The following is a 22099-nucleotide window of genomic DNA, read 5'->3' as shown; positions in this document are numbered from 1 at the left end:
TAGCTATGTCAAAGAGCGCGGAGCCGAAACTCCAGAGACAAAAACCAGACCAGTGCGCCCTAACTTTCGGCGCGCCCGCCCGTCAATGCCTCAAAATTGTCTGCCAAACTTCCCTCCGAAGCACCGCTCCGTCGTTCCGTCCGACCCGCCCCGCAGCGCCTCAGCGCCGCCGGTGAAGGGGGTTCTACGGTTAACTCACATCACCCGCAAGCAGTTTTTGCGATTTTCTTTGAAAAAACTTGTAAGCCACTGAATATAAAAGAATTATAAGGAAATATTAGCGCAATCAACGTACCAGTTTCACACGGAACCACAGTAGATCTGGCTGCTGCGCCCAAAGCCTCTTGTGGGTCAAAAACGACCAACCACAATATACAGTTGATCGTGCCGAAATAGGCGACTCGTGTTCGGTCGGCCCGGCTCGACTCGCCCCGCCTCGCAATCGCTCCGCTTTGTTGATTCCGCCAAATTCCGCCCAAATTCCCGACATTCGCTTGGACACACGCCTCGCAATCATGCACGGTTGATTTTACGCCTTCTGGCGCCACGGAGGAGCGGCCGACTTGGCCGTGTGACACAAATCCTTGGGAGGGGACCATGAGTGACACCGCACTGGATCTGACGGAACTGAGTCAGAAGCAGAAAGAAACGGCAGAACGCCTGCAAAACCTGTCACTCCGATTAATGACGGCATTATCGCAGCGTCCGACCCCAAACCCCGGCATCGAAGCCCCCGGCGCGGATCTTTATGCAAAGACCGCCGCCGCATGGTGGGAACAAGCCCTGAAGGACCCGACCCGCGCAGTTGGTCAGACCTTGGGCTTTTGGGAAAACTCTTTCAAAGCCTGGGCGGCGGCCCTGTCCTCAGAAGAGGACACGAGCCGTGACAAACGGTTCTCTGATGAAACATGGGATGCAAACCCGTGGTTCAACTATCTCAAGCGTCAGTATCAAGTGACGTCCAGCGCCATGCGTGAAGCGGTCGCCGATCTTGATACCCTTCCCGAGACGGAAAAACGCCGCCTTAGCTTCTTTACCGATCAGATCGCCAACCTGATGGCGCCCAACAACTTCCTTGGCTCCAACCCCGAAGCCCTGCGCCGCGCAATGGAGACAGACGGCGAAAGCCTGATCCGCGGGCTTGAGAACCTCGTGAATGATCTCGAGGCCAATGACGGCGCTTTGCTGGTAAAGCTGGTCGATGACAGCGCCTTTGCAGTTGGCGACAATATTGCGACCGCGCCGGGCAAGGTGGTTTTGCGCACCAAGATGATGGAACTGATCCAATACGCGCCCTCCACGGAACAAGTACACGCGATCCCGATCATCATCTTCCCCCCTTGGATCAACAAGTTCTACATTCTGGACCTCAAGCCACAGAACAGCCTGATCCGCTGGCTGGTGAATCAAGGTTATACTGTATTCGTTGCAAGCTGGGTGAACCCCGATATCTCGCTGAAGGATGCGGGGCTTGAGGACTATATAAAGGACGGGATGCTGGCAGGGATTGAGGCCGCCAAGCTGATCACCGGACAAGATAAGGTGAACGCGGTGGGCTATTGCATCGCCGGGACCACCCTGTCGCTGACTTTGGCCTATCTCAAACAGACCGGCGACACATCTGTGAACTCGGCCACCTTGTTCACCGCGCTCACGGATTTCTCGGATCAGGGCGAATTCACCCCCTTCCTGCAAGACGACTTTGTCGAAGGCATCGGGGTCGAGGTGGACCGCTTTGGGCTGCTGCCCGCGCGGGTGATGTCGCGCACCATGTCATTCTTGCGGTCGAATGACCTTGTTTATGGCCCGGCGATCAAATCCTACATGCTGGGCGAAACCCCGCCCGCCTTTGACCTACTGTTCTGGAACGGCGACAGCACCAACCTGCCCGGAAGCATGACCATGCAGTATCTGCGCGGCCTGTGTCAGCGCAATGAATTCGCAGGCGACGGGTTTGAGGTGATGGGCAAGACCCTGACCCTGGCCGATGTTGACCTACCGCTGATGGCCGTGACCGCCCAAACCGACCATATCGCTGCATGGAAAGACTGCTATCGCGGCGTTCAGAAGATGGGCAGCAAGGACAAGACGTTTATCGTGTCTGAATCCGGCCACATCGCCGGGATCGTGAACCCGCCGTCGAAAAAGAAGTACGGCCATTACACCAACACCAGCCTCGCCAAGGATTCCGATGGCTGGCTGAAAGATGCGACGTTCAACGAAGGGTCATGGTGGCCGCGCTGGGACAAATGGCTTGCGCCGAAATCGGGCGATATGGTTCCCGCACGCACGCCGGTCGACGCTGGATTGGGCGATGCGCCGGGAACCTATGTCAAAAAGAAAGCCAACTAGGGTCAGGACTCATTTCCATTCAGAGCCAGAACAAGACAGTGGCGGCGAGTGCGATCGCCGAGAGGTAGATGATCGGGCAGCGGTCGTATCGCGGGGCAACCCGCCGCCAGTCCTTCAGTCTGCCGAACATGATTTCGATGCGATTGCGCTGCTTGTAACGGCGCTTGTCATATCTGACGGGCGTCTTGCGTGACTTCCGACCCGGAATGCAGACCTTCATGCCCTTGTCTTTCAACGCTTCTCTGAACCATTCGGCATCATATCCCCGATCGCCCAGCATCCATTTCTCCTCCGGCAAACTGTCGAGCAAGGCATGCGCCCCGGTGTAGTCGCTGACCTGGCCGGCGGTCATGAACAGTCGGATCGGGCGGCCTTTCATGTCGGCCACGGCATGGAGCTTCGTGTTCATCCCGCCCTTCGTACGGCCGATCAGGCGTCCACGCCCCCCTTTTTTTCCCGCAGGCTTGATGCCGTGCGATGCGCTTTCAGATACGTCGCATCAATCATCACCGTCCGGGTGTCGGCCTTTTCGGAGGCCAGCCCGTCCATGATCCGGGCGAAGACGCCTATCCGGCTCCAGCGTTTCCAACGGTTGTAGAGTGTCTTGGGAGGGCCGTATTCGCGGGGCGCATCGCACCACCTCAACCCATTGCGATTGATGAAGATAATCCCGCTCAGGACACGCAGGTCATCGACGCGAGGCCGTCCGCGGCTTTTCGGAAAATAGGGGCGAATGCGCTCCATCTGCGCTTCGGTCAGCCAGAATAGATTATTCATCACGTCGAACTCCGGATCGTTCAGATCCAGACTCGACTGCAAAAGTTAATAGGTCCTGACCCTAGGGCAGCGCGTTCGCGAACAGCGGCGAGAGCGCGGATTGACCCTGGAGGGACTCGCCGAGCGGGTCGGCTCCAGCAAGAGCTACATGTGGGAAATAGAGAACAAGGAAGTCGTTCGCCCCTCGGCCGAGAAGCTGGCCATGATCGCCACCGCGCTCGACACCACAGTCGAGTATTTACTGGCCGGTGACGGTGAAAAAGAAGAGGAAAACGCCGAGGACATAGCTTTCTTCCGAAAATACAAGAAGATGTCGGCACCGGAGAAAGAACGCCTGCGACGTATCCTGGATGCTTTGGACGACGATTGATGACCAACAGAAAGCAGAAATCGCCCCAGCAAGAGGCAAACCGGCTCTCGATCATGCTCCGGCACGTTCCGGGCGAAGACCGCTTTCCGGTCGACGTCGAAGCCTTGGCGCGAGAAGTCTCCCGCAACAACGCGGACCCTATCGGGAAGATCGTGGGTGGCGAGCTTCCGGGACTCGAGGGAATGCTCCGGCCGCACCGAAAGCGCCCGGAATGGCACATCGTCTATAACGACGCCCCCCGATATCGTGGCCGCGTGCGCTTCACCATCGCGCATGAGTTCGGTCACTACCAGCTTCAACGCCCCGTCCTGTCCGATCGGAATTACAAGAACGGAACCCTCTAGCGCGATTGCGATTTTCAATGCAAACCGCTGCTGCCGAATGCCTGGCAGGAGGCAGAACGACAACGCGAGGAAGAGGCGGACACTTTCGCCTCCTACCTGCTGATGCCGCTCGATGACTACCGTGAGCAGGTGAACGACGAAAAGATGACTGTTGACCTGCTGAATAACATCACCGATCGCTACGGCGTGTCGCTGCTGGCCGCCTGCCGGAAGTGGATCGATTTCACGGACCGGCGGGTCGTCATGATCGTCGCGCGGGACGGTATCGCAATGAGGGTGCGTGCCAGCAAGTCTGCTCTCAAGAGCGGGATTTTCGTGCGATCGGGCATGCAGATCCCTGACGATGTGCTGGTGGCCATTGGCGCAGACGAGCGGGGTTTTGTTTCGGACCGCCCGGTTCAACGGCCAGCTGGCATCTGGAACTTCACCCGCGGGTCCGAGCCAGTGCGGGAACTGGCATTAGTGTCCGAGTTTCTGGACATGTCTCTGACAATCTTACAGTTTGATAACGCAGTTGATGTCAGAGATATCGAGGAGGAAGAGCCGTGGGACGCCTTTGATCAATTCCAATTCAATCATAGATCATGACTTCTGGACTTTGTGTCAGGTAAATATAATCAATAACTCTCGCTCGGGGTTACTTCAGAGCGTCTCGCACCATGTGAGAGCTCGTGCAAGCACCAAGTCCGCTTCTGAAGTTTTGCGGTGCCCTGTTTGCGCGCGCAGCGAATTTTCGAAAACGCCCCATTCAGCAGAACCCATGCCCGCCGCGCTTTTCGGCGCTGGACATTTGACAGATGAATTTTCGGCTCATACCTGAGCAGGATGAAGCAAAGCCCTGCCAACACTCTTCTGTACACAGAAGCTCGCGATCGCGAGCCGACTTTCGCGATTGTGTCACGTCTTGCGGCGATCGGAGGCGTGTCAGCGGTGGATTTCGGGCAAGACATCGGGGTCCCATTTGTTCAGGCGCTGCGGGGAGATCCGGAGACGTTGGATGAAATTGCCGCTATCATCGGCTTGGAAAGTTCAGCTCTTGGCTACTGGACGCCGTTGGCTGCGGGCAAAGCCAAGCGCGAGATCAACGGTCATCTCTTTCCTGTGAGGCCTTTGCTGACCTCCGAGGTTCGTGGCTGTCCGAGTTGCCTGCAAGGCGACGTTCAGCAATCTGGCCTACCTGCGCACCGCGCCATGACGTTTCGGTCGCATTGGCTCATTCATCACGTCACGCTTTGCATCCGCCACAAACGGCCCCTTGTGACCTTGTGGAAAGAGGCCGCGCCCAGCGTGCGATATGATACGGCAGCGCAATTTGCCAATATTGCTGATCGCATTCTGGCAGATGATGCTCCTTTCAAACGACGGGATCCGACAGCCTTCGAGATTTGTTTTGATCAGAGGCTTGCGGGCCAACTTCATGCAACCACGTGGCTGGATGATCACCCGTTGCATGCAGCGGCTGTCTTCTGCCGTCTGCTGGGCGCCGCTCTTCTCAAGTTGCAAGACCTTCGCCTGTCAGAGTTAAAGCCGGGATCCGACTGGGCGTGCTACCACCTTGGCTTTGAAACCGCGCGACACGGCGAAGAGGCAATCCTCAAAGAGCTGCGCATGCTCAACCAACTCGCTGAACCCCGCCTCGGACCAAAGGCAGTTTTCCCCGTCCTGTACGACCGTCTGTCGCGAGAGCATGTTCAGGATCCTGACTTTGCGGTCTACCGCGACGTGTTGGCACGGCAGCTGATGGAGAGTTGGCCTTTGGGGTCGGGTGACGATCTATTGGGTGCGCCAGTCACCAAACGCAAGCTTCATTCTGTCCGGACTGCAGCCAATGAAACCGGGATCGATATCCGGCGTCTACGCAAGATGTTGGAGGCCGCGAACATGATCGACGCCGATCTGCCTGACAATTGGGCCGTGTTCGATGCCGAAAAAGCGAGGCCGATGATGGCATCTTTGCTGACCTTCGTGTCCGCAAAGGAATTTTACGAAATGCATCGGATCGCGCGGTCCCAGTTCAATCTGCTGCGGAAGGACGGTGTCCTGCAGCCCAGCTTGAAGGATGCAACAACCAAGCATGTCTGGGACCCGCGAGAGGGCAGCGCATTCGTGGAACAGCTTCTGGTAGGAGCGCAGACAATCCAGCAAGCGCAACATGGGTGGGAAACCATCGGCAAAGCCGCGCAACGATTGAAGCTGCGACCCGCGGAAATCGTCAGGGCAATTTGGAACGGGCGAATCCAGCGTGGTCGCAAGGAATGTGCAATTCGAAGGCTACGCCTCGGTTCATGTTTATCACGATGAGGTCGCCCAGATATTGGCGCAGGACATGCCCTCGGCCATGTCTCTCGAGATGTTCGCCAAAACTGTTGGCTTGGGTAATCCTGTATACTTGAACCGACTGGTTCGGAGTGGTCACGTATCTACGACGGAAATGATCAACCCACGCACCAAGGCCATGCAGCGCTTTATCGGAACGCGGGATGCTGCGGCGTTCCATCATCGGTTCACCACCCTGAGGCTGCTGTCAAAGGCGAAGGGAGAGACCTGGCAGTCGCTGGCCCGAAAACTCCGCGATGCCGGAATCAGTACATTTAGTGAAGACGGCCGTGATTTTGGTCCAGTTTACCTGAAAGCCGAAGTCGAGGCGGCACTGGCCGAGTAGTCGACACGGTCACTCACAAAGAGAGGGCGGTGCCAGTTGGCACCGCCCTTTTGGTTCTTCCGGGTCAGATTTCAGGTTCTGTCAGCCATCGGTTCAAAAACACAGCTTTTGTCGCAAAACCCTGATTCCGATGTCGGACGACACACTCATAAACAGCCCGATCAGATCCTTACCCACATTTCGAATGGCCGCAGCTGCGGCATGTCATGCAGCCTTCGACCATTTGCATGTCGAACTGGCCACAGCTCGGGCAGGCTTTGCCGCGGGGTTGGTCTAGGTTGACGACTTGCGCTTGGGGGTCTGATTTCAGGCCCATGCCTTCGCCTTCAAGGAAACCGGTCGCGATCATGTGCTGTTCGATCACGCCGCCGATGGCCGCGAGGATAGAGGGGATGTATTTGCCCTGCACCCATGCGCCGCCGCGCGGATCGAAGACGGCTTTCAGCTCTTCGACAACGAAGGACACGTCACCGCCACGACGGAACACCGCCGAGATCATGCGCGTCAGGGCAACGGTCCAGGCGAAATGCTCCATGTTTTTGGAGTTGATGAACACCTCGAACGGGCGGCGGTGGCCGCTGACGATGATGTCATTGACGGTCAGATAGATCGCATGCTCGCTGTCGGGCCATTTCAGCTTGTAGGTGTTGCCTTCCAGCGTCTGCGGACGGTCGAAGGGGTCCGACATATAGACCACCTCGGCACCGTTGCTGGCTTCATTGGCCAGTTGCGGGGTCTCGGCGGGCGTTTTCTCGGTGTTTTCAGACACGCTCAGAACCGAGCCGGTCACATCGTTCGGGCGGTAGGTGGTGCAGCCTTTGCAGCCGGTTTCATAGGCCTGCATGTACACTTCTTTGAAGGCATCAAACGAGATGTCTTCGGGGCAGTTGATGGTTTTCGAAATCGAGCTGTCGATCCATTTCTGCGCGGCGGCCTGCATCTTGACGTGATCGGTGGGGGCCAGCGTCTGGGCGTTCACGAAGTAATCGGGCAGTTCCTTGTCGCCGAATTTGTCGCGCCACATTTTCACGGCGTAATCGACGACTTCTTCTTCGGTGCGGGTGCCGTCTTTTTGCAGAACCTTACGGGTGTAGGCATAGGCAAAAACCGGCTCGATCCCCGACGACACGTTGCCCGCATAAAGCGAGATGGTGCCGGTGGGCGCGATCGAGGTCAGCAGGGCGTTTCGGATGCCATGTTCGGCAATCGCCGCGCGCACGTCGTCATCCATGTTCATCATGTTGCCGGTGGCCAGATAGGCGTCTTTGTCGAGCAGCGGGAAGGCGCCCTTTTCTTTCGCCAGTTCGACCGAGGCCAGATAGCTTTCGCGGGCGATCAGCTTGAGCCAGCGTTCGGTGGTGGCCGCAGCCTCATCCGAGCCATAGCGCTGACCGACCATCAGCAGCGCGTCGGCAAGGCCAGTCACGCCAAGGCCGATGCGGCGCTTGTTCTGGGCTTCAAGGCGCTGCGCCTCAAGCGGGAAGCGCGACGCATCAACCACGTTATCCATCATGCGGACGGCGGTGGCGACCAGCGTGGCAAGTTTGCCCTCGTCAATCGCGGCATCGGCCTCGAACGGGTTCGACACCAGACGCGCCATATTGATCGATCCGAGCAGACAAGCGCCATAGGGCGGCAGGGGCTGTTCACCGCAGGGGTTGGTGGCCGAGATCGTTTCGCAATAACCAAGGTTGTTGGCCTTGTTGATGCGGTCGATAAAGATCACGCCCGGTTCGGCGAAATCATAGGTCGAACGCATGATCTTGTTCCACAGATCGCGGGCTTCGACGGTGTGATAGATCTTGCCGTCAAACTTCAGATCCCATGACCCGTCGGCCTTCACGGCCTCCATGAAGTCATCGGTGACCAGAACCGACAGGTTGAACATGCGCAGACGGGCGCTGTCGGACTTGGCGGTGATGAACTGTTCGATATCGGGATGATCACAGCGCATGGTGGCCATCATCGCGCCGCGGCGGCTGCCCGCGCTCATGATGGTGCGGCACATGGCGTCCCAGACATCCATGAACGACAGCGGGCCCGAAGCATCCGCCGCCACGCCCTTCACGTCCGCGCCGCGAGGACGGATGGTGCTGAAGTCATAGCCGATACCGCCGCCCTGCTGCATGGTCAGCGCGGCCTCTTTCAGCATGTCAAAGATGCCGCCCATGCTATCGGGGACCGTGCCCATAACGAAGCAGTTGAACAGGGTCACGGTGCGTTCGGTGCCTGCGCCTGCGGTGATGCGGCCTGCGGGCAGGTATTTGAAATCTTCCAGCGCTTCGAAGAATCGGCCTTCCCACAGCTCGGGGTCTTTTTCGACCGAGGCGAGCGAGCGCGCGATTCGGCGCCAAGTGTCTTCGACCGTCACGTCGTTGGGCGTGCCATCCGCTTGTTTAAAGCGATATTTCATATCCCAGATTTGTTCAGCGATCGGTGCGGCGAAGCGGGTCATGGCGCGATTCCGTGTTCTTGATTGTTTGCAGGCCGTATCCATACTAATAACACGTTCCGAAAACAACATGGTGTGGATGCTATTTCTTGACAGAATATCCAATACCTAGTGTTTATCTTTAGAGCGAACACTACATCATGTGGCTACGTGGGTAAAACGGTGGAAAAGCCTGTGGACAAGACTGTGGACAAGACTGTACATCTAATCAAGTTGAGCGTCGGCACGGAAAACCCCGAGGATTTGGCCGCGTGGCAGGCGCTCCCGCAGGCCCAAACCGCTGATGGGTTGCCCTGTCACGTCACCCGTATGTGGCCCAAGCGAGAGGCCGAGGTGCTGAATGGTGGCTCGATCTTTTGGGTTATCAAGGGGCAGGTGCAATGCCGTCAGAAAATTATCCGATTGGATGAGGTGATGGGTGCCGACGGGATTCGCCGCTGCGCCATCGTTCTGGCCCCTGACCTGATCCGTACCACCATTGCCCCCCGTCGCCCCTTCCAAGGCTGGCGCTATCTGAACGTTGAAGACGCGCCCAAGGATATGACCGCTTCGCGCCTGAATGACGATCCGCTGCCTGCCGAACTGGCCGGGGCGCTGGCGGATATTGGCGTGCTTTAAGACATGTGCATCAGCGCATGGACACCCGCGCAGGAATGCATGGGCATCGCTTCTGGTAATTCTGGACCGTCTGATTAGGTTCTAGCCAACAGCAAACAGGACATCGACATGACACAAGCCTATACGCCCCCCAAAGTCTGGACCTGGGACAAAGAAAACGGTGGCACCTTTGCCAGCACCAACCGCCCGATTGCAGGCGCGACCCATGACAAGGAATTGCCCATCGGCAAGCACCCGATGCAGCTCTATTCGCAGGGCACGCCGAACGGCGTGAAAGTCACCGTCATGCTTGAAGAGCTGTTGGCTTTGGGCGAAACCGGCGCGGAATATGACGCGTGGCTGATCCGCATCGGCAAGGGCGACCAGTTCGGCAGCGGTTTTGTCGACATCAACCCGAACTCCAAAATCCCGGCGTTGGTTGACCGGTCCGGCGACGAACCAATCCGCGTTTTCGAAAGCGGCGCGATCCTGATGCATTTGGCCGAAAAGTTTGGCCACTTCCTGCCGACCGAACCCGCCGCCCGCGCCGAGGTTCTGTCTTGGCTGTTCTGGCAGATGGGCAGCGCGCCCTATCTGGGTGGCGGCTTTGGCCATTTCTACGCCTATGCGCCGGAACCGATGGAATACCCGATCAACCGTTTCTCGATGGAGACCAAGCGCCAGATGGACGTGCTTGACCGCCAATTGGCCGAAAATGAATTCATTGCGGGCAGTGATTATTCCATCGCCGATATCGCGATCTGGCCGTGGTACGGCAACCTTGCCCTTGGCCGTCAGTACAACGCAGGCGAATTCCTGGATGTGGCCAGCTACAAAAACCTTGTGCGTTGGGCCGAACAGCTAGACGCCCGCCCCGCCGTGAAACGCGGCCGCATGGTCAACCGTCTGGCGGGCGAACCGCATGAGCAATTGCACGAACGCCATGACGCATCGGACTTTGACACCAAGACCCAAGACAAGCTGACCAGCGCCTAAACCAAAAAGCCCCGGCACATTCGCCGGGGCTTTTCTTTGTCCTCTATTTGCCAAGCGCCGAAAGACTATCCGAGCTTGCCGCGAGATCATCGAGGAACTGATAGTAGATCTCATCGTAATAGGCGTCGGAATGATGGTCATCCGGCTCATCCTCGGGGCCAATCTGCGGCGAGAACACGAACTCGGTTTTGACCTCGGCCTCTTGCGACTGAACAAAGCCTTCAATGATGGTCACAGGCGGGTTGTTCCGCTCGATAAAGTCTTTGATCCGTTCAAACCGCGCGACCATTTCTTCGACCGGAACACCTGCCAGATCCGGGCGACCGGGGAACAACAGTTCCGTTTCCGACAAGGCCCCCGGCCCGGTCAACGGCGCGGCTTGTGCCACGATATCCTGACCAGCGTTTGTTTTGATCTGGGTCCAGCGCGGACCGCCAAACAGAACCGCCGCATACATCACCTTGGCAACGATGGGATCTGTGCCGCCGACGCGCAGCGCCTCATAGAAGGTGCGGTGTACGGCCTTCCAATGGCGCGTGTGGTAGCGCGGACCTTCTTCGTTACCGACGCCGCAATAGGCATCATGAATGACGGCGGCATTCACGAACTGCGGGCTATTGGGCAATCCAATGGATTCAATAAACGCCGGAGGAATGGACGCGCCATCGGTCAACGTCGCCTCAGGTGCCAACCAATCGCCGCCTTGAGAGTCCACAAACTGCAACGATTCCAAAGTGCTGCGGAACGGGTAAGGCCGCCCCGGCAGAGTTGTGATGGATGAGCTTAGCCGCACAGGGCTGTTGACGTAGAAACACGCGCCATCGGATGCCATTTCGCATCCCGGAGCCTTATTGCCGCCTTCGAAACCGGGCGCACAGCCCACCAAAACCGCCCCAACAGACAGGGCCATCGCAATCCGATACATAAAAAATCTCCGCAGAGTCTCAAATCTGCGGAGATTTTGCCAATTTCGCCCCTGAGGGCAAGTCCGAAATCCTGACCTACAGCTTCAGTTTTTGCATCAAAACGCGCAGGGTTTCGCGATCTTCGGTGGATTTCTCCGCCACACGGCTGCGTAGCAGCGTCGCCTGAGACCGCAGAACCGGTTCATCGCTGAGGATCTTCAGGTGGTTGGCGCGCAAGGTTTCCCCGGTCGAGGTGATGTCGGCAATCGCCTCGGCGGTCAGGTTCTTGACCGTGCCTTCGGTGGCCCCCTGACTGTCGACGAGTTGGTAATCGGCAACACCGCCGTGATGCAGGTAGTCGCGCACCAAACGGTGGTACTTGGTCGCGATCCGCATACGGAACCCGTGCTTGGCCCGGAAGGCCGCCGCCGCCGCGTCCAGATCATCGAGCGTATCGACATCGACCCAGCAAGACGGAACCGCGATAATCAGATCGGCGTGGCCAAAGCCCAGTTCTGCCAGCGGTTCGACCTTTTGATCCCACTGCACCAGCTTTTCCTGAATCAGGTCCGTGCCGGTCACGCCCAGATGAATGCGCCCGGCGGCCAGTTCGCGCGGGATTTCACCCGCCGACAGCAGCACCAAGGCCATGCCGTCAACGCCGTCAATCGCGCCGGAATATTCGCGGTCAGACCCGGTACGCGACAATGTCACGCCGCGTTCGCCAAACCAGTCGAAGGTCTTTTCCATCAGCCGCCCTTTGGACGGCACACCCAGTTTGACGGTCATGCGCCTGCTCCTTTCACGGTCAGCAGGATGCCGGGGCGGATCACGCCGCCAACGGCCGGGATGCTGGTGCCCTGCCCCAAAACCGCCGTCAGCGCATCATAGCGCCCGCCGGTGGCCACAGGGGGCAGATCAGGGCGGCCCGCGGCATAGAAGCCAAAGACAAAACCGCCGTAATATTCCATCGACGTGCGGCCATAGCTGCCTTCGAAGTCGATGGCATCTGGCGACTGGCCTTCCGCATCAAGCGCGGCGCAGCGGCGGGCGAAGCGTTCGACGGCATCGTGAATCACCGGCATGTCCACTGCGATATCGCGCAGCTGTTCCAGCGCGAATGAGCAGGTTTCCCGCACGTTGACGATGGCTTCGATCATCTCGCACTCGGTCTGGCTCAGATTGCCCTCGGCGCTATCGGCCTTGAGGTTCTCGACCCGCTCGGCGATCTCGCCCCAGCTGCGCATCCCGATCTGCGGGCCAGCCTTGGCAAAGGGATCAGCCGCGTTCAGCAGTGCGGCCCGGCTGGGCGGAATGGCTGCCTTGCCGGAAAACCGCTCCATCAAGGCGCGGAACCGCCGCGGACGCCAGATGTGGCGCATCAAGGCGGCGCGGCGACGATCAGACGCCTTCAGCCCCTGAACGGCAGCAATCAGAATGCCTAGATCACCAGTCACCGGGCGCAGGTCAACACCGGCCAATTGCGCAGCGATACGGGCAAACACCTCGGCGTCGGCGGCTTCGGGGTTGGTGCCGTCAAACACCTCATAGCCGACCTGAAAATATTCCGAGCTGCGATCGGGGTGCTGTTCCTGACGGCGAAACACCTCGCCCGAATAGGTATATCGGGCAGGTTCAGCCCCGCCGGACATGTGCATCTGCACGACCGGCACGGTAAAATCCGGGCGCAGCATCACCTCGCCCTGCGCCGGATCATGGGTCACATAGGCACGGGTGCGAATGTCTTCGCCGTAAAGATCCAGCAGCGTTTCCGCAGGCTGCAAGATCGCGCAATCCACGGTCTGGGCGCCAGCGGCCTCAAACACCTGTCTTAGGCGTTCGGCCTCGGCTTTTGTTTTTGCCAGCGTCATTCGTATAGCCCCAGAATTTCGCGCACCTTGGCCACCAGTTCGCCGCGCGGCACTTCATATTGCGACGGGCGCTCTTTCCATTCTTCCAAGGTGGCCTCTTGTGCCAGCTTCGCGCCAAGGATCAGATCCTTGATCTGCACGATGCCATTGGCCTTTTCTTCGCCGCCTTCGATGATCGCGATGGGCGATTGACGCTTGTCCGCATATTTCAGCTGGTTGCCGAAGTTCTTGGGGTTGCCCAAGTACACCTCAGCCCGAATGCCTCCGTTGCGCAGCTCGGCCACGATGGCCTGATAGTCGGCCATGCGGTCGCGATCCATCACCGTCACCACAACAGGCCCCTGCGCGGTCGATCCGATGCGCCCCTTTTCGCGCAGCGCGGCCAGCAGGCGGTCAACACCGATGGAAACGCCCGTGGCCGGCACGGCCTGACCGGTAAAGCGCTTGACCAAATCGTCATAGCGCCCGCCGCCCGCGACGCTTCCGAATTGACGTTTCCGCCCCTTTTCGTCGAGGATCTCAAAGGTCAACTCGGCCTCAAACACCGGACCGGTGTAATAGCCAAGGCCCCGCACAACGCTGGGATCAATCTCAATCCGGTCTGTGCCGTAGCCTTGCGCGTCCAGCAGCTCGGCGATGGTCTCAAGCTCGCCCACGCCCTCTGCGCCCACGGCCGATGCGCCAATCGCATCACGCAAATTGGCCAGCGTCTTGGCCGCATCCGACCCTTTCGAGGTCAGGAAGGCCACAACCGGTGCGGCTTGATCGTCCGACAGGCCAACCCCGTCGATGAACGCGCCCGAGGCGTCCAAGCGGCCCTTGCCCAGCAATTCGCGCACGCCCGCTTCGCCCACCTTGTCGAACTTGTCGATGGTGCGCAGAACCGCGTCGCGCTGCGCGTCGTCGGACAGGCCCATGGTTTCCAACACGCCGTTCAGAACTTTGCGGTTGTTCACCCGCACAAGGTAATCGCCGCGCGGAATGCCCACGACCTCAAGCGTGTCAGACAGCATCGCGCAAATCTCGGCGTCGGCAGCTACAGACGGCGCGCCAACGGTATCGGCGTCACACTGGTAGAACTGACGATAGCGGCCCGGACCGGGCTTTTCGTTCCGCCAAACTGGCCCCATTGCATAGCGGCGATAGGGCGTCGGCAGATCGTTGCGGTGCTGGGCGTAAACGCGGGCCAATGGCGCGGTCAGGTCATAGCGCAGGGCGACCCAATCTTCGTCCTCGTCCTGCCATGCAAACACGCCTTCGTTCGGGCGGTCCACGTCTGGCAGGAACTTGCCCAAAGCCTCAACCGTTTCCACCGCCGAGCTTTCCAGCGCGTCAAAGCCGTATCGATGATAGACCCCGGCAATCTGCGAAAGCATATGCGCGCGCTCGGTCACTTCGGTGCCGAAATAGTCGCGGAACCCCTTGGGCGTTTGCGCCTTGGGGCGGGGGGCTTTCTTCACTTTTGCCATGGAGTAGGTCCATCCTTGTCAATGCGCCGCCCGTTTAGCGCCTCCGACCTGCCGAAACAAGCAATCGCGCCCATTGGCCAAGGAAATCTGCGCAGGTGCGTCAATCACAGCCATCCTGTACCGGGACAGATGGACAGCCCGCACCGCCTGCCCTATCTAAACCCAACCAAGAACGGAGACGACGATGACCAACATCGACCCAATGCAGGAACGGCTGGCCCATCTGATCCGCACAGTGGACGAGCTGTCGGACACGGTTGCCCGGCAAGACAAGGAAATCGCCACGCTGACCCGGCGGGTTGAAATGCTGATGCGCCGCGAGGCCGAGCGTGAAGCCGATACCGGTGGCGGCGCGTTCTTCGCCAACGAACGCCCGCCACATTACTAAGCGTAGCCCGCCCATTACCTGAGCGTTACTTCGACTTTACGTCGATCGCCACGACCTCTCCGTCATGAAGAAGGATGTTGTGCCAACGCTGGCTGCCCTCAAACTTGTCATAGGCCGATACGAACACGGTGTTACGCCCGACCTGATCCAGCTTTTCGCCGCAGGGTTTGCCCTTGGCCACTTTGCAGATCTGCCGCTTCAGCGTTTCATAGGCCGCATCGGTGGCCGAATAGGGTTGCACCTTGGCAGGCAGGCCATAGCGCAGCAGTTCATGCATTTGCGGCGGGCCAAACAGGGCCAGCGCCGCCGTGAACTGGCGGGCGCAACCATCGTCAAAGCCCGTCACGTAGTAATTGCGCAGACTGGTGCCATTAGGAGCGCTGTCATAGAGCGTATAGCCGCTGCCGCGTTCGGGGTATTTGGCGACCTTCGCGCCCAGCTTATTGGCCGGAACCCCGCATAGTCGCGCCATTTCGCCGTAGGGCAGCACAACGCCCGGCCCGACCTCTCGGTAATCGGGGGCACCGGCCTTGGGCGTTTTGGCCTCAGACGATTTGCCAAACAGCCCCCAACCTTTCTTCGGCGCGGCCGCAGCCGCCACCTGAACGGGTTCCGCCTTGGGGTCGGCTTCGACCTTCGGGGCATCTGCAACGGGGGCCTCTGCCACCGCGGCGCGACGTTTGAACAGGGAAAAACGCGGTTTGGGCGCGGCCTCGGCAACTGCGGCGCTGGCGAGAACGGTCTTTTCCGCCGTGGTATCAGCCTCAGCGGGCACAGCCACAGGAGCCGCTTCAACGACCTGCTCGCCCTTGGCATCATCGGCCTGCCGCTTCAGAAAGCCCAGAAAGCCACGCTTTGGCGCGGGATCTTCTGCTGCCACCAAGGGCGCGGCATCGGGCGTTGCCACCAGATCCGCCTCGGCCGTCACGGCGGTTGTCACTTCGGACAACAGCACCGGGGACGTATCCTCGGGCGCAGCGCAGGCGGATACCAAGCCCGCCAAAGCAAGGCCAAGCGCGACATGTTTCAATTTCGATTCCCCCAGATCGTCTTTGCCCTAAGTAGCGCAGACTCAGCGGTTCGGTCTATGGGGCCTCAATGGCGTCGGCAAAGGCTTGCTAGAGCTCTTCCACCGCGAGGATACCGGGCAGCGATTTGATCGCGCCGCGAATCTCGGGCGTCATGGGGAATTCCTTTTGCAGGTCCATCTCCACCTCTCCCGGCAGGCTGCTGTGATTGAGGCACAAATGCACCGGGCCTTTGCGCGATTTGGGCATCTGTTCGGCGGCCCGCTCCAGCACTGAGGCGATGTTCGGGATCGCGTCGGGTTGATCCACATGAATGCGCAGCCCGGCCGCAGCCGCATCGGCGACCACCGCATCGACTGGCGACACCGACCGCACCATCGGGTCAAACTGGCCGTCGTTGAACCGCGCTTCAAGCACGGCGACGACTTTATCGGTGTTTTCAAACACCATCCGCGCCGCGTTCAGATCTTTTTCTTCCCGCGCAAACATGGCGATTCCCGCCACCTGCCCCGTGCTGTCCGAGATGTTCATGCGGAAATACCGCGTCCCCTTAGAGCTTTTCATCTCACGCAGGCCAGACACCATGACGCCGACGCGCACAACGGCAGCGCCTTCTTGCTCGGCCTTTTGACGGGCGTCTTCGATGGTGCCGATATTCTTACGTTTCAGCGCGGCGGCATAATCATCAAGCGGATGGCCAGACAGGAAGAACCCGATGGCCTTTTGTTCCTCCATCAGGCGTTCGGACGCCATCCAATCACCAATCGGCGACAAGCGCGGTTCGGGCAGGTCATCCCCGGCTTCACCGAACAAGGACACCTGATTGGAGTTTTTCTGTTCATGGATCGCGGCGGAATAGTTCACCAGCGCATCAAGGCTCTCGAACACCCGGCGACGGTTGGAATCAAGCTGATCGAAAGCCCCGGCCCGCGCCAGCATTTCCAGCGGGCGCTTGCCGACGCGCTTCAGATCAACCCGACGCGCCAGATCGAACAGCGTGGCAAAGGGTTTGTCCCCCCGGCCTTCCACGATCAGGTTCATCGCATCGCCGCCAACATTCTTCAGCGCGCCCAAAGCATAGACCAGTTTCTGATCCACCACATCGAACGTCGCCAGCGACCGGTTCACACAAGGGGGCACGATCTCAATATCCATGCCGCGCCGCACTTCTTCGGCGTAAATGGCCAGCTTGTCGGTCAGGTGGATATCACAGTTCATCACCCCGGCCATGAATTCAACCGGGTGATTGGCCTTTAGCCAGGCGGTGTAATAGCTGACCACCGCATAGGCCGCCGCGTGGGATTTGTTGAAGCCGTAGTTGGCGAATTTCTCCAGAAGGTCGAAGACCTCCATCGCCTTTTTCTGGTCAACGCCGTTCTTTTTCGACCCTTCGACGAACTTGGGCCGTTCGGCATCCATCGCCTCTTTGATCTTTTTACCCATGGCCCGGCGCAGCAGGTCCGCGCCGCCAAGCGTATAGCCCGCCATGACCTGCGCGATCTGCATCACCTGTTCCTGATAAACGATGATGCCTTGGGTTTCCTCAAGGATGTGGTCAATCGTCGGGTGGATCGATTCCAGCGGTTTGCGCCCGTGTTTCACGTCGCAATAGGTCGGGATGTTCTCCATCGGGCCGGGGCGATACAGCGCCACAAGCGCGACCACGTCTTCGATACAGGTGGGCTTCATCTGGCGCAGGGCCGTCATCATCCCCGAGCTTTCCACCTGGAACACTGCGACCGTCTTCGCCTCGGCGTAAAGCTTGTAGGATTTTTCGTCATCCAGCGGGATCGCGTTGATCTGGTTTGCCGCGCCTTCCGCCGGTTCATACAGCTGCGTACCATCCGGCCCAAAGTGCAGATCCCGCCCGGATTTGTGGATCAGGTCCACGGCGTTTTGCACCACGGTCAGGGTCTTCAGTCCCAGAAAGTCGAACTTGACCAGTCCGGCCTGTTCGACCCATTTCATATTGAACTGCGTCGCGGGCATTTCGGATCGCGGATCACGATAAAGAGGCACCAGCTCATCGGTGGGGCGGTCGGCGATGACCACGCCCGCCGCGTGCGTGCCCGCACTACGCAACAAGCCTTCGACCTGCATCCCGTATTTCAGCAGGCGGTCCACGACCTCTTCGTTGCGGGCCTCTTCGGCAAGGCGCGGCTCATCCCGCAAGGCCTGTTCGATACTGACGGGTTTGACCCCCTCAACCGGGATCATCTTGGACAGACGGTCCACCTGACCGTAGGGCATTTGCAGCACGCGCCCCATGTCGCGCACGGCAGCCTTGGACAGAAGCGCACCAAAGGTGATGATCTGGCCCACCCGGTCATGGCCGTATTTTTCCTGCACATAGCGGATCACCTCTTCGCGGCGGTCCATGCAGAAATCGATGTCGAAGTCGGGCATCGACACACGTTCGGGGTTCAGGAAGCGTTCGAACAGCAGCGAATAGCGCAGCGGATCAAGGTCGGTGATGGTCAGCGCATAGGCCACCAGGCTGCCCGCGCCCGACCCCCGCCCCGGACCAACAGGGATATTGTGGTCCTTGGCCCACTGAATAAAGTCCGCAACGATCAGGAAGTAGCCCGGAAACCCCATCCCTTCGATGATGCCCAGTTCGAAATCCAGACGTTCCTGATATTCCTCGGGGGTCACCGCATGGGGGATCACCGCCAAACGCGCCTGCAAGCCTTCGTTGGCCTGACGCCGCAATTCCGTGACCTCATCGTCGGCAAACTTTGGCAGGATCGGATCGCGGCGATAGGCCATAAAGGCGCACCGCTGGGCGATTTCGATCGTGTTGTCGATGGCTTCGGGCAGGTCGGCGAACAGGGTCACCATTTCCTGCTGCGATTTGAAATAGTGCTGCGCGGTCAAGCGGCGGCGCGGTTCCTGCTGATCGACATAGGCCCCTTCGGCAATACAGATCAGCGCGTCATGCGCCTCATACATGTCTGTCTTGGGGAAATAGACGTCATTGGTCGCGACCAGCGGGATGTTCATCGCATAGGCCATCTCAACGAAACCGCGTTCTGTCAGGCGTTCCGCCTCGGGCTGGCCATCCTCGCCGGGATGGCGCTGCAACTCGACATAGAGCCTGTCGCCAAAGACCCGGTGCAATTCGCGCATCAAGGTTTCGGCATGGCTGCGCTGGTGCTGTTGCAACAACTGCCCTACCGGCCCATCCGGCCCGCCCGTCAAACAAATCAGCCCTTCGCTATGGGCCTCAAGCTCGGCCAATGTCACATGCGGCACGCTGCCATCGGTGCGCATATACAGGCACGAATTAAGCTTCATCAGATGCTCATACCCGGTTTCGCTCTGGGCCAATAGAACCACAGGCGCGGGATCACGCGGGCGTTCGCCCGGCGCAGGGTCGGCATAGCGTAGATCCACCTGACAGCCGATGATCGGCTGAATGCCCGCCCCGCTGGCGGACACCGAAAATTCCAGCGCCGAGAACAGGTTATTGGTATCCGTCACGGCCACGGCAGGCATTTCGGCCGCCTCGCACATGCCAGCAAGTTTTTTCAGCCGAACGGCCCCTTCCAGAAGGGAATATTCGGTATGGACTCGGAGGTGGACAAAGCGCTGTGTACTCATGCCCGGCACTCTAGCCGTGCCGCGCGGCGATGGGAATATTTGACGTGCGCGTAATCTCCATTGCGGCGTTACGCGGCGCGGCGTAAAATAGGGTCAGAAGCAATTACGCTTCATGAGTGGACTATTGTGGATCCCGCCTTTTTCGAATTCATGGCTGTCGGTTTTGTTGCGCAACTGGCCGATGGTGCGCTTGGGATGGGCTTTGGCCTGATCTCGTCTTCCGTTCTTTTGCTAAGCGGCGCGCCGCCTCCCTTGGTGTCTTCGGCTGTGAACGCCGCCAAGATCCCGACCGGCGCGGCGGCGGGTCTGTCACACCTATTGGCAGGCAATATCGACCGCAGCGTGTTCAAGCGCATCGCCATCGCTGGCATCATCGGCGGGCTGGCAGGGGCGCTGATGCTGTCCTCGCTCAAGGGCCCGTGGCTGATGGGGCTTGTTGCCCTCTATCTGATTGTTATCAGCACGTTGATTATCCTCCGCGCCCTGCGCGGGCGGGCCGTTCTGGCCGTTCCGGGCCGCAAAGCCAGCCTGATCGGCGCATGTGGCGGCCTGATCGAAGGCATAGGCGGCAGCTGGGGCCCGGTGGTGACCACCGGCCTGCTTGGCGCCGGGATGGAGCCGCGCCGCGCCGTTGGATCGTCTGCCTTGGCCGAACTCTGCGTCTCGGTCGCGGTGTTCTGCGCCCTGATGCTAACCGCGCATCTGGGACTATGGGGCGACGGCGGCGGGGTTGGCACGATGCTGTGGCCCGTTCTGGGGCTGGTCTGCGGCGGGCTTCCGGCCGCGTTTTTGGGCGGACCACTGGCCCGCATGGTGCCGCGCCGTCCTTTGACTCTGGCAGTCGGGTTCCTAGCCTTGGGCGTCGGCATCCAACGCGGTGCGCAACTGCTGTTCTAAGGCGGGCCAACTCGGGCTTTCACGAAATTAGTTAGCCAGATGGTAAAGTTTTTCTTGCCAGAATCAACGCTACGTGAAAACTTAGCCACATGACTAACAATCTTGACACATTCTTTGGCGCCATATCAGACCCGACCCGCCGCGCGGTGATCGAGCGGCTGGCCGAAGGCCCCGCCCCGGTCAGCGAATTGCACGCGCCGCACGATATCGCCCTGCCGACCTTCATGAAGCACCTCAAAGTGCTGGAGGCCGCGGGCCTCGTACGGTCGGAAAAGAAGGGCCGCGTGCGCACCGTTCATATCGAGGCCGCGCCTCTGGCCGAGGCCGAACATTGGCTGAACCGCCAGCGCCGCATCTGGGAAGGCCGGTTGGACCGGCTTCAGCTTTTGGCCGAACAATTGGAAAGAGAGACGAAATGACTTTGGACACCGGTTCATTCACCTTCACCCGCGACATTGCCTGCGCCCCCGACCGCCTGTGGCACCTGCTGACCGACGCCAAGGCGCGGGAAATTTGGGGCACGCCTTCGGACGAACATGTGTTGATCGTCGATCAAGCCGATGTGCGTGAAGGCGGCCGGGATCGCCACCGCTGCGGGCCTGCGGATGCCCCCGACTTCATCGTCGACACCTACTGGCTGAAACTGTCCGCGCCCGTTGCCAGCTTTACCGAAACGCTGATCATCGGCGGCGATATCCTGACGACCAGCCTAGTTAGCTACCACTTGGTTCAATCAGGTGCAGCAACCACCCTGACGGTTGAACTGACCACCCATTCCTTTGTGGGGCCCGATGGCCCCAACGAACACCAGTCCGGCTGGGACCATTCTCTCAACCGCCTCAAAACCCTTGTCGCCGACGGGCATTCTTTCACGCGCTAGGACCATACAATGACCCAATTCAACCCCGTGCTGGACCTCGAACTTGTCCGGCACATCAAGGCCAGCCCCGAAACCATTTATCGCTGCTGGACCGAACCGAGCCTGCTGGAACAATGGTTCTGCCCGAAACCGTGGTGCGTCACCGATGCCGATATCGACCCACGCCCCGGTGGCCGATTCAACTTCATCATGCGCGGGCCCGAGGGCGAAGAGGTGCCATACCGCACCTGTTTCCTTGAGGTGATCCCGAACCAAAAGCTGGTCTCGACCGATGCGCTCAGTGAAGGGTATCGCCCCAATGACAAGGTGTTCCTGACCTCGTCGATCACGCTGACCCCGCAGGATGGCGGCACGCTGTATCGGGCGATTGCCATGCACAACACGGTCGAGGCCAAGGACCAGCACGAAAAGATGGGCTTCCATGACGGTTGGGGCGCGGCAGCAACCCAGCTGGAAGATCTGGCCAAAAGCCTGTGATCTAGGCGCTTGCCCGATTTCCGGGCAAGTG

General features: G+C 59.5%; 21 protein-coding genes. 13 read left to right on the top strand and 8 right to left on the bottom strand.

Translation table 11 applies throughout. The features are described from left to right. The first annotated feature begins 597 nt into the window (after positions 1–597). On the top strand, positions 598–2352 hold the full coding sequence (locus PRI8871_RS09120; protein WP_108885860.1) for a PHA/PHB synthase family protein: 1755 nt from the start codon (positions 598–600) through the stop codon (positions 2350–2352). Positions 2353–2371: 19 nt separating this feature from the next. Here PRI8871_RS09120 and PRI8871_RS09115 read toward each other — a convergent pair. Continuing rightward, positions 2372–3129, bottom strand: a protein-coding gene (locus tag PRI8871_RS09115; RefSeq protein ID WP_108885921.1) for an IS5 family transposase whose coding sequence is annotated in 2 segments (ribosomal slippage) — positions 2372–2808 and positions 2808–3129 — 759 coding nt in all. Because the reading frame shifts where the segments join, the coding sequence is not laid out codon by codon here. Positions 3130–3184: 55 nt separating this feature from the next. Between PRI8871_RS09115 and PRI8871_RS09110 the strand changes: the two genes are divergently transcribed. The 5 genes from PRI8871_RS09110 (at position 3185) to PRI8871_RS09090 (ending at position 6505) form a co-directional block, all read left to right on the top strand. Beyond that, on the top strand, positions 3185–3499 hold the full coding sequence (locus tag PRI8871_RS09110; RefSeq protein WP_108885859.1) for a helix-turn-helix domain-containing protein: 315 nt from the start codon (positions 3185–3187) through the stop codon (positions 3497–3499). Then, positions 3499–3843, top strand: a complete 345-nt coding sequence (locus tag PRI8871_RS09105; RefSeq protein WP_108885858.1) for an ImmA/IrrE family metallo-endopeptidase — start codon at positions 3499–3501, stop codon at positions 3841–3843. Before PRI8871_RS09110 ends, PRI8871_RS09105 begins: the two co-directional genes overlap by 1 nt. Positions 3844–3870: 27 nt before the next feature. Then, positions 3871–4431 (top strand): ImmA/IrrE family metallo-endopeptidase, encoded by a 561-nt coding sequence (locus tag PRI8871_RS09100; RefSeq protein WP_108885857.1) that lies wholly within the window; start codon positions 3871–3873, stop codon positions 4429–4431. 237 nt (positions 4432–4668) lie between these two features. Then, a complete protein-coding gene (locus PRI8871_RS09095; RefSeq protein ID WP_108885856.1) occupies positions 4669–6144 on the top strand; it encodes a TniQ family protein in 1476 nt (491 codons plus the stop codon). After that, entirely contained in the window at positions 6101–6505 is a 405-nt protein-coding gene (locus PRI8871_RS09090; protein WP_146188667.1) for a hypothetical protein, read from the top strand. Before PRI8871_RS09095 ends, PRI8871_RS09090 begins: the two co-directional genes overlap by 44 nt. Positions 6506–6674: 169 nt before the next feature. On the opposite strand, the gene PRI8871_RS09085 is transcribed toward PRI8871_RS09090, so the two are convergent. Beyond that, positions 6675–8960, bottom strand: coding sequence for an adenosylcobalamin-dependent ribonucleoside-diphosphate reductase (locus PRI8871_RS09085; RefSeq protein WP_108885854.1), 2286 nt, complete (start codon positions 8958–8960; stop codon positions 6675–6677). A 183-nt stretch (positions 8961–9143) separates the two neighbouring features. Here PRI8871_RS09085 and PRI8871_RS09080 point away from each other — a divergent pair, with 183 nt between their 5' ends. Both PRI8871_RS09080 and yghU read left to right on the top strand, forming a co-directional pair. Further along, entirely contained in the window at positions 9144–9575 is a 432-nt protein-coding gene (locus tag PRI8871_RS09080) for a DUF1489 family protein (RefSeq protein ID WP_108885853.1), read from the top strand. 108 nt (positions 9576–9683) lie between these two features. Beyond that, positions 9684–10550, top strand: a complete 867-nt coding sequence (gene yghU / locus PRI8871_RS09075) for a glutathione-dependent disulfide-bond oxidoreductase (RefSeq protein ID WP_108885852.1) — start codon at positions 9684–9686, stop codon at positions 10548–10550. Between the two features lie 43 nt (positions 10551–10593). Here the strand turns inward: yghU and PRI8871_RS09070 are convergent, their stop codons facing one another. The 4 genes from PRI8871_RS09070 to hisS form a co-directional block, all read right to left on the bottom strand. After that, positions 10594–11475, bottom strand: a complete 882-nt coding sequence (locus tag PRI8871_RS09070; RefSeq protein ID WP_108885851.1) for a DUF1353 domain-containing protein — start codon at positions 11473–11475, stop codon at positions 10594–10596. A gap of 76 nt (positions 11476–11551) precedes the next feature. After that, a complete protein-coding gene (gene hisG, locus PRI8871_RS09065; protein ID WP_108885850.1) occupies positions 11552–12244 on the bottom strand; it encodes an ATP phosphoribosyltransferase in 693 nt (230 codons plus the stop codon). Next, on the bottom strand, positions 12241–13326 hold the full coding sequence (locus PRI8871_RS09060) for an ATP phosphoribosyltransferase regulatory subunit (RefSeq protein ID WP_108885849.1): 1086 nt from the start codon (positions 13324–13326) through the stop codon (positions 12241–12243). Before PRI8871_RS09060 ends, hisG begins: the two co-directional genes overlap by 4 nt. Next, on the bottom strand, positions 13323–14795 hold the full coding sequence (gene hisS / locus PRI8871_RS09055; RefSeq protein ID WP_108885848.1) for a histidine--tRNA ligase: 1473 nt from the start codon (positions 14793–14795) through the stop codon (positions 13323–13325). Before hisS ends, PRI8871_RS09060 begins: the two co-directional genes overlap by 4 nt. A gap of 184 nt (positions 14796–14979) precedes the next feature. On the opposite strand from hisS, the gene PRI8871_RS09050 reads away from it, so the two are divergent. Next, a complete protein-coding gene (locus PRI8871_RS09050) occupies positions 14980–15183 on the top strand; it encodes a SlyX family protein (protein ID WP_370741956.1) in 204 nt (67 codons plus the stop codon). Positions 15184–15208: 25 nt separating this feature from the next. Here the strand turns inward: PRI8871_RS09050 and PRI8871_RS09045 are convergent, their stop codons facing one another. Both PRI8871_RS09045 and dnaE read right to left on the bottom strand, forming a co-directional pair. Beyond that, positions 15209–16213, bottom strand: a complete 1005-nt coding sequence (locus tag PRI8871_RS09045) for a hypothetical protein (protein WP_108885847.1) — start codon at positions 16211–16213, stop codon at positions 15209–15211. An 88-nt stretch (positions 16214–16301) separates the two neighbouring features. After that, positions 16302–19814: a DNA polymerase III subunit alpha gene (dnaE, locus tag PRI8871_RS09040; protein ID WP_108885846.1), complete on the bottom strand. Its 3513-nt coding sequence runs from the start codon at positions 19812–19814 to the stop codon at positions 16302–16304. A 150-nt stretch (positions 19815–19964) separates the two neighbouring features. Between dnaE and PRI8871_RS09035 the strand changes: the two genes are divergently transcribed. The 4 genes from PRI8871_RS09035 (at position 19965) to PRI8871_RS09020 (ending at position 22068) form a co-directional block, all read left to right on the top strand. Then, on the top strand, positions 19965–20711 hold the full coding sequence (locus PRI8871_RS09035; RefSeq protein ID WP_181389419.1) for a sulfite exporter TauE/SafE family protein: 747 nt from the start codon (positions 19965–19967) through the stop codon (positions 20709–20711). 89 nt (positions 20712–20800) lie between these two features. After that, positions 20801–21130 carry an ArsR/SmtB family transcription factor gene (locus tag PRI8871_RS09030; protein WP_108885844.1) on the top strand — a complete coding sequence of 110 codons (330 nt, stop codon included), beginning with the start codon at positions 20801–20803 and terminating at the stop codon, positions 21128–21130. After that, the gene (locus PRI8871_RS09025; protein WP_108885843.1) at positions 21127–21591 is read left to right on the top strand and encodes an SRPBCC family protein; all 465 of its coding nucleotides are present in this window, start codon (positions 21127–21129) and stop codon (positions 21589–21591) included. Before PRI8871_RS09030 ends, PRI8871_RS09025 begins: the two co-directional genes overlap by 4 nt. Positions 21592–21600: 9 nt before the next feature. Next, the gene (locus PRI8871_RS09020; RefSeq protein ID WP_181389418.1) at positions 21601–22068 is read left to right on the top strand and encodes an SRPBCC family protein; all 468 of its coding nucleotides are present in this window, start codon (positions 21601–21603) and stop codon (positions 22066–22068) included. Positions 22069–22099: the final 31 nt, after the last annotated feature.

It is taken from the genome of Pseudoprimorskyibacter insulae, from assembly GCF_900302505.1.
In the GTDB taxonomy this organism is placed as follows: Bacteria; Pseudomonadota; Alphaproteobacteria; order Rhodobacterales; family Rhodobacteraceae; genus Pseudoprimorskyibacter; species Pseudoprimorskyibacter insulae.
This window is presented reverse-complemented; position numbering and strand designations above follow the sequence as displayed.